The sequence below is a fragment of the Mesorhizobium sp. M7D.F.Ca.US.004.03.1.1 genome (genome assembly GCF_003998635.1).
In the GTDB taxonomy this organism is placed as follows: domain Bacteria; phylum Pseudomonadota; class Alphaproteobacteria; order Rhizobiales; family Rhizobiaceae; genus Mesorhizobium; species Mesorhizobium loti.
Map to the genome: position 1 here is coordinate 1 of NZ_RZQG01000207.1, position 7,779 is coordinate 7,779.

The 7,779-nt window shown below is 63.5% G+C and carries 5 protein-coding genes and 2 pseudogenes; 4 read left to right on the top strand and 3 right to left on the bottom strand.

Annotated features, from left to right (window positions below; all coding sequences use genetic code 11):
- Window positions 1-617, bottom strand: a pseudogene (locus EN935_RS14175) (DNA mismatch repair protein MutS); the annotation flags it as partial.
- Between the two features lie 213 nt (window positions 618-830).
- Here EN935_RS14175 and EN935_RS14180 point away from each other — a divergent pair.
- On the top strand, window positions 831-3,110 hold the full coding sequence (locus EN935_RS14180) for an NADP-dependent malic enzyme (protein WP_109666055.1): 2,280 nt from the start codon (window positions 831-833) through the stop codon (window positions 3,108-3,110).
- A 293-nt stretch (window positions 3,111-3,403) separates the two neighbouring features.
- On the top strand, window positions 3,404-4,483 hold the full coding sequence (locus tag EN935_RS14185) for a sensor domain-containing diguanylate cyclase (RefSeq protein ID WP_127264373.1): 1,080 nt from the start codon (window positions 3,404-3,406) through the stop codon (window positions 4,481-4,483).
- Here the strand turns inward: EN935_RS14185 and EN935_RS14190 are convergent.
- Window positions 4,398-5,306, bottom strand: a complete 909-nt coding sequence (locus tag EN935_RS14190; RefSeq protein WP_245468870.1) for a LysR substrate-binding domain-containing protein — start codon at window positions 5,304-5,306, stop codon at window positions 4,398-4,400. The two genes, EN935_RS14185 and EN935_RS14190, sit on opposite strands and share 86 nt — an antisense overlap.
- Window positions 5,307-5,438: 132 nt before the next feature.
- On the opposite strand from EN935_RS14190, the gene EN935_RS14195 reads away from it, so the two are divergent.
- On the top strand, window positions 5,439-6,545 hold the full coding sequence (locus tag EN935_RS14195) for a polyamine ABC transporter substrate-binding protein (protein WP_164757693.1): 1,107 nt from the start codon (window positions 5,439-5,441) through the stop codon (window positions 6,543-6,545).
- Between the two features lie 50 nt (window positions 6,546-6,595).
- The gene (gene speB, locus EN935_RS14200) at window positions 6,596-7,555 is read left to right on the top strand and encodes an agmatinase (protein ID WP_127264367.1); all 960 of its coding nucleotides are present in this window, start codon (window positions 6,596-6,598) and stop codon (window positions 7,553-7,555) included.
- A gap of 27 nt (window positions 7,556-7,582) precedes the next feature.
- On the opposite strand, the pseudogene EN935_RS14205 reads toward speB, so the two are convergent.
- Window positions 7,583-7,779 (bottom strand): annotated as a pseudogene (locus EN935_RS14205) (antitoxin Xre/MbcA/ParS toxin-binding domain-containing protein); the annotation flags it as partial.

Sequence of the window (7,779 nt, forward strand, 5' to 3'; positions counted from 1 at the left end):
ATGTCGGCCAGCAGCCGGTCGGCGGTGGTGTCCGTGACGCGAAAGGCGCCGGTCGAGATGTCGATCCAGGCCAGCGCGAAACTTCCTTGGTTCCCTGTCGCGCTGCCGCGCTCCCCGCCTCTTGGGTCCGCTCCGCCCTTCACCCGTCCCAGCGCCATCAGGAAACTCGATTCCGAGGGCGCCAGCAATTTGTCCTCGGTGATGGTGCCAGGGGTTACCAGCCGCACCACGTCGCGGCGCACCACCGATTTGCCGCCGCGTTTCTTCGCCTCTGCCGGGTCCTCGATCTGCTCGCAGACGGCGACGCGGAATCCCTGGCCGATCAGCTTCTGCAGATAATCGTCGGCCGCATGCACCGGCACGCCGCACATCGGAATGTCGAGCCCTTGGTACTTGCCGCGCTTGGTCAGCACGATGCCCAGCGCCCGGCTCGCCTTCTCGGCATCATCGAAGAACAGCTCGTAGAAATCGCCCATGCGATAGAACAGCAGCGAATCCGGGTTCGCTGCCTTGATCTCGATAAACTGCTCTATCATCGGCGTGGCGCCGGCGTGGGCGGTGGGCACCGGCGTCATCGCCTCGGGGGCGTCTGGCTCGTTTGGAATGTGCATGTTCATGCGCGGCACGCTAGCAGATGTGATCGCGCGGTTTAATGCCGAGGCTTCGAAAAACGGGGGACGACCGACACGGCCGATTGCCCGCAATTGCCGATCCGATCCGCGATTCCCGCGCGCTGGCGGTTTACACGCGGCGGCGCGTGGTCTTAATTCGGATCGAAACAAAGCACCCGCTCAAGGAGGTGCTGCACCGGCGAGGAAATCAAAAGCATCATGGCCAGGAAAACCGAGAACACCGGTCCGTCCGTCAGCGCGCAGGAAGCGCTCGAATTCCACGCCATGGGCCGCCCCGGCAAGCTGGAGGTCGTCGCCACCAAGCCGATGGCAACGCAACGTGACCTCAGCCTCGCCTATTCGCCTGGTGTCGCGGTTCCGGTTCTGGCCATCGCCGAAGACCCCAGCCGCGCCTTCGACTACACGACGCGCGGCAACATGGTCGCCGTCATCTCCAACGGCACCGCCATCCTCGGCCTGGGCAACCTCGGCGCGCTGGCTTCGAAACCGGTGATGGAAGGCAAGGCGGTGCTGTTCAAGCGCTTCGCCGATGTCGATTCCATCGATCTCGAGGTCGACACCGAGGACGCCGACGAGTTCATCAACTGCGTGCGTTTCCTTGGGCCCTCCTTCGGCGGCATCAATCTCGAGGACATCAAGGCGCCGGAATGCTTCATCATCGAGCAGCGCCTGCGCGAATTGATGGATATTCCGGTCTTCCATGACGACCAGCACGGCACCGCGATCATATCCTCTGCCGGCCTGATCAACGCGCTGGAGATCACCGGGCGCGACATGAAGACCACGAAAATGGTCTGCAACGGCGCCGGTGCCGCCGGCATCGCTTGCATCGAGCTGATGAAGGCGATGGGCTTTGCGCCCGAAAACATCACTTTGTGCGACACCAAGGGCGTGGTATTCCAGGGCCGCACCGAAGGCATGAACCAGTGGAAGTCGGCGCATGCGGTGAAGACAGAGGCGCGCAGCCTCGCCGAGGCACTCGACGGCGCCGACGTCTTCCTCGGCCTTTCCGCCAAGGGCGCGCTGACCACCGCCATGGTGCAGTCGATGGCCAAGAACCCGATCATCTTCGCCATGGCCAATCCCGATCCGGAAATCACGCCGGAGGAAGTGGCCGAGATCCGCACCGATGCCATCATGGCCACCGGGCGTTCGGACTACCCGAACCAGGTCAACAATGTGCTCGGCTTTCCCTACATCTTCCGCGGCGCGCTGGATGTGCGGGCGACCACCATCAATGACGACATGAAGATCGCCGCCGCCCGCGCGCTGGCGGCACTTGCGCGCCAGGATGTGCCCGATGATGTCGCCGCCGCCTACCAGGGCAACCGGCCGAAATTCGGCCCCAACTACATCATCCCGGTGCCGTTCGACCCGCGCCTGATCTCGGCCATCCCGATCGCGGTGGCCAAGGCGGCTATGGACTCTGGCGTCGCCCGCAAGCCGATCCTCGATCTCGACCGCTACGCGCAGGAACTCTCCGCCCGCCGCGACCCGATCGCCTCGACCCTGCAGCGCATCTACGACCGCGTGCGCCGCCAGCCCAAGCGCATCGTCTTCGCCGAGGGCGAGGAGGAACAGGTCATGCGCGCCGCCGTCTCCTATGTGAACCAGCGGCTCGGCACCGCCATCCTGCTTGGCCGCGACGACGTCATCAAGGAAAACGCCAAGCACGCCGGCATCGATCTCAACAAGCAAGGCATCGAGATCATCAATGCAAGGCTGTCGCGCCGCAACGGCATCTACACCGACTATCTCTACGAGCGAATGCAGCGCAAAGGCTTCCTGTTCCGCGACTGCCAGCGCCTGATCAACAACGACCGCAACCACTTCGCCGCCTGCATGGTGGCGCTGGGTGACGCCGACGGCATCGTCACCGGCGTCACCCGCAACTATTCTACGGCGCTCGACGATATCCGCCGCGTCATCGACGCGAAGCCCGGCCACCGCGTCATCGGCGTCTCGATCGTGCTGGCGCGGGGCAAGACCGTGCTGGTCGCTGACACCGCCGTGCACGACATGCCGAACGCCGAGCAGATCGCCGACATCGCCGAGGAAGCCGCGGGCTTCGCCCGCCGCATGGGCTACGAGCCGAGGCTTGCCATGCTCGCCTACTCGACCTTCGGCCATCCGCAGGGCGAGCGCTCCGAACGCGTCCAGGAAGCCGTGCGCATCCTCGACAAGCGCCGCGTCGATTTCGAGTATGACGGCGAAATGGCCGCCGACGTGGCGCTCAACGCCCGTGCCATGGCGCAATACCCGTTCATCCGGCTCACCGGCCCGGCCAATGTGCTGATCATGCCGGCGTTCCACTCCGCCTCGATCTCGACCAAGATGCTACAGGAACTCGGCGGCTCGACGGTGATCGGCCCGCTGCTGGTCGGGCTGAACAAGCCGGTTCAGATCGTGTCGCTGAATGCCAAGGACAGCGATATCGTCAATATGGCGGCGATCGCGGCGTATACGGCGGGGACGTGACGAACGGTCCGCGTTGGGGGCGGCAAAGTCGCGAACGTTTTTCGAGCGAGGCAAGGCCTTGCGCGGCATGAACGGAATCGGCCGCGCCATTCCGCCTGAACACGTGTGATCGCAGGAATCCTGCGATTCAAGCCGAATTTGCGGGTAAATCACCGCGATCCATAAGATATTGATAATATCCGGTTGTTATACCAGAGAGCTGTCGTCGATGTGCCAGAGCGGCATTTTGGACAGACTGGGGTGGTGACCGTCATGGATTTTCAGCCGAGAAGCACGATACGAGTCCTGCAACCGTGGTCGGCCAGGGGGCCTATCACGACGAGCGCCTGGATGCGCTTCTCAGCATCACCGGCCGGATGGACGGCTACCTTTACCGCTGCCGCAACGATGCGTCCTACACCATGCTCTACATCAGCGACGGCATTCTCACCATCAGCGGTTATCGACCGAGCGATTTCATTCACAACGCGGTGCGCGACTATGTCTCGGCCATCCATCCGGATGACCTGCCCTCGGTCTATGCGGCCGTCGATGCCGCGCTCGAGGCGCGCTGCAACTGGAACGTCGACTACCGCATCGTGCCGCGGGTCGGCGAGTCGCTCTGGGTCCGCGAGATCGGCGGCGGTGTCTGGGACGATGCCGGCGAACTCGAATTCCTCGAAGGCTTCGTCGTCGACATCAGCGACCGCAAGGTCGTCGAGGACCTCAACGCCCAGCTGCTGCTGGATCTGAAGACAGCCAACGAAGAACTCTCGGCGCAAAAGCGCGAGATCGAACTGGCGAAGCAGCAGAGCGACCATTCGGCCAACCACGACGCATTGACCGACTTGCCCAACAGGCGCGCCTTCCACGACGAACTCAAATCGGTGGTGGCCCGCTGCGGCGCCACCGGCGAGGCGGCCGGCCTTCTGTTCATCGACCTCGACCGGTTCAAGGAAGTCAACGATACGCTCGGCCACGAGGCTGGCGATGCGCTGCTGCAGCGCGTGTCGAGCCAGCTTCGCTCGATCCTGCGCAGCGCCGATTTCGTCGCCCGGCTTGGCGGCGACGAGTTCGCCTTCCTGTTCTCGGGCGACGCCGATCTGGCACAGCAGAAGGCCGTGCGCGTCGCCGAACGCATCCTGGAAAGGTTGCGGATCAAGGTTCCCACGCCGACTGGCGCCATCCAGGTCGGCTGCACCGTTGGCGTGGCCATGTATCCGGCGGAGGCCGCCGATTCCGAAGCGCTGATCGCGCTCGCCGACCGGCTGATGTACATCGGAAAAAAGAGCGGCCGCAACCGGCTGGTCACCGCCAGGGAAATGGCGCCGCAACACCCATCGCCTGCTTGTGGGTGGCAATCTCCGCCAACAGCCACGCGCGGAACTGCTTGATGCCGGCCGAACCGCGATTGCCCGACTTCTGCTGCAGGCAGTAGCTTTCCGGAATCGTGTGCCGCACCGGAAACGGCGCCACCAACTGGCCGCTGGCCAGCAGATCCTGCGCCATGATGTTGTCGACCAGCGCCACACCACCGCCATTGACCGCCTCGCGCACGGCCAGTGCCGGGTCATGGAAGATCGGGCCGGATTTGGCGTCGACCTTCAGCCCTTCTTTCTCGAACCATTCCTCCCACCAGGCGGTCGTATTCTCGTGCAGCAGCCTCTGTCCGGCAAGATCGGCTACCCGGCTTGGCGCATTCGGACCGGCAAGCAGGGCCGGCGCGCAGACGGGAAAGATCACCAGTGACACAAGCTGCAAATAGTCTGCATTGCCGGCATCGGCGGTGAACAGCACGCGCAGATCGGCACTCGGATTGCCACCCCGGCTCTGATCGTCGTGGATCGACACGTCGAGTTCGAAATCGGGATTCTCGGCGCGGAAGCGCGGCAGGCGGTCGGCCAGCCACAGGTTCATGAAGGTCGCGTTGATCGACAGCGAGGCGCGCTTGGCGGCATCGGGGCGGCCATGGCTGCCCATCTCTTCGGTGGCAGCCTCGATCGACCTGAAGGCGGTGGATAGCCGGCGAGCAAAGTGGGTGGCTTTCGGCGCCAGTGTTACCTGTCGGATGCCACGCTCGAACAACTCCATACCCAGCGCCTGTTCCAGTGACCGGATATGCCGGCTCACCGCCGAGGGCGTCAGCCGCAACTCGTCGGCGGCATCCTTGAAGCTGTGCAGGCGCGCCGCCGCTTCGAAAGCTCGGATCGCATTCAACGAAGGCAGCTTCATTGGCGAAGACAAAGCTTGAGATGAGTTTTTGTCAAGTATGACCGACAAAAATGCCGTTTGTCGGATCGTGCCGAACGGGCAATTCTCATGCGATCCGACCCCTTGGGAGACCGCGCCATGCGCCATCTTGCCACCCTTGCCGCATCGATGTTCGCCCTATCCGTTTGCACCTTGACGGGCGATGCTCTCGCCGCCGAGGACAAGACTGTCAACATTTACTTCTGGTACGATTACGTGCCCGCCGACACCATCGCTGACTTCGAGAAACAGACCGGCATCAAGGTCGTCTACGACACATTCGATGCCGTCGAGATGCTCACGACCAAGGCGCTGACCGGGGGCTCCGGCTATGACCTGATCATGCCGGGCGCATCGATCGTCGGCCAGTACATCAAAGCCGGCGCCATCCGGAAGCTCGACGAGACGAACCTCCCCAACGCCTCGGGTCTCAATCCCGACATCATGGCCTTCCTGGCCAGGCAGGATCCGGGCAACGCCTATGCGGTGCCCTATGCCTATGGCACGACAGGCATCATCTACAACAAGGCCAAGATCGCCGAGCGGATGAAGGACGCCCCGGTCAACAGCCTCGACATGGTCTTCAATTCGGAGGTGGCGCGAAAATTCCAGGATTGCGGCATCGCTATGGTTGATTCGCCGGAAGGCGTGATGTCGATCGCACTCAACTACCTCGGCTTCGACCCGTTCTCGACCGACGAGAGCGAGATCAGGAAGGCAGCCAATCTGCTCACGGGGATCAAGCCTTACATCAGGCATTTCAAATCGGGCTCGATCATGAGCGAGATGGCGGCCGGCGATCTCTGCCTGGCGCTTGGCTGGAGTGGCGATGCGATCGGCGCGGCGACCAAGGCGGTGGACGCCAAAAGCGGCGCCGATATCGGCTATTCCATCCCGAAGGAGGGCACGGAAATCTTCTTCGACGTCGTTACCATTCCGGTCGATGCGCCGCACCCCGAAAACGCCCAGGCCTTTCTGGATTTCCTGATCACGCCGCGGGTCGCCGCCCGCTTCACCAATGCGACGCTCTACCCGAACGCTGTCAAGGCGGCGACGCCGATGGTCGACGAGGTCGTTCGCGACAATCCAGACATCTACATCTCGCAAGAGACGATGAAACATTTGTTTGCCGCTCAACCACGCGATCAGAAATCGCTGCGCCTGGTTACCCGGCTATGGACCGGCTTCATCACCGGAACGAACTGATCCTGACCTGCTCGGGCCCTACACCTCTCTCCAGCAAAAAGATGATCGATATGCTCAAATCATTGCCGCACACACGCGAAACCGACAATGCCGTTTTCGGCAAGACCATTTACGGGGGTTCGCACGAGCCGGTCTATGGCGGCGTCCTGTCCTTCATGCGCCGCAGGTTGACCCGCAACCTTGACGGCGTCGATGTCGCCGTGTGGGGCATCCCGTTCGATGCGGCCGTCTCCAACCGGCCGGGCGCCCGCTTCGGTCCGCAAGGCGTGCGGCGCGCCTCGGCCATCCTCGAAGGCGATCCGCAATATCCCTTCCGCGCAGATCCGTTCGAACGGTTGGCGGTCATCGACTATGGCGATTGCGGCCTTGATTTCGGCCGGCATGACGAGACGCCATGGCAGATCGAGGCGCAGGCGGGCGAGGTCGTCGATGCCGGCGTCACGCTGTTGTCCATCGGCGGCGATCACTACGTCACCTGGCCGCTGCTCAGAGCGCATGCGAAGAAGTATGGGCCGCTGGCGCTGGTCCAGTTCGACGCCCATCAGGACACCTGGCTCGACCAGGAGAAGCGTATCGACCATGGCTCGTTCGTCGCCAGGGCCGTCAGCGAAGGCCTGATCAGGCCGGAGCGCTCGATCCAGGTCGGCATCCGCACCCACGCGCCGGACACCTGCGGCCTTGAAATCCTGCATGGCGAAGATGTCGCCGAGCTCGGTGTGGCCGGCGTTGTCGAGCGCATCAAGGCGCGTGTGGGCGATGCCAGGACCTATCTGACCTTCGACATCGACTGTCTCGACCCGGCCTTTGCCCCAGGCACCGGCACGCCGGTCGCCGGTGGTCTTTCGTCACGCGAGGCGCTGATGATCCTGCGGCGGCTGGGCTCGCTTGATATCGTCGGCGCCGATGTCGTCGAAGTGGCGCCGGCCTATGACCATGCCGACGTCACGTCGATCGCCGGTGCCGCCGTGCTGCAGCATTATCTTGGCTTGCTGGCGGAAAGGAAAGGATAGCTCCGGCCGGCGGGGCTCATATCAGTTTTAGTCCGGCGCGAACGCACGCGCCGCCTCGATGACCTCGTCGACCTGATCCTGCCTGAGCAGGTCGACGGGAACGCGGCCGTCGAGCTGCGCCGAGGGGCGCGTCAGCCACAGCCACGCCAGTCTGGGGTTGCTGATCAGGGACAGCACGTCGCGAATGCCCGTGACCGGCCTGCCGTCGACGAACTGCGCCAGCG

Coding starts and splice junctions, on each gene's coding strand:
- EN935_RS14180 (WP_109666055.1), top strand. CDS start 831: ATGGCCAGGAAAACCGAGAACACCGGTCCGTCCGTCAGCGCGCAGGAA.
- speB (WP_127264367.1), top strand. CDS start 6,596: ATGCTCAAATCATTGCCGCACACACGCGAAACCGACAATGCCGTTTTC.
- EN935_RS14195 (WP_164757693.1), top strand. CDS start 5,439: ATGCGCCATCTTGCCACCCTTGCCGCATCGATGTTCGCCCTATCCGTT.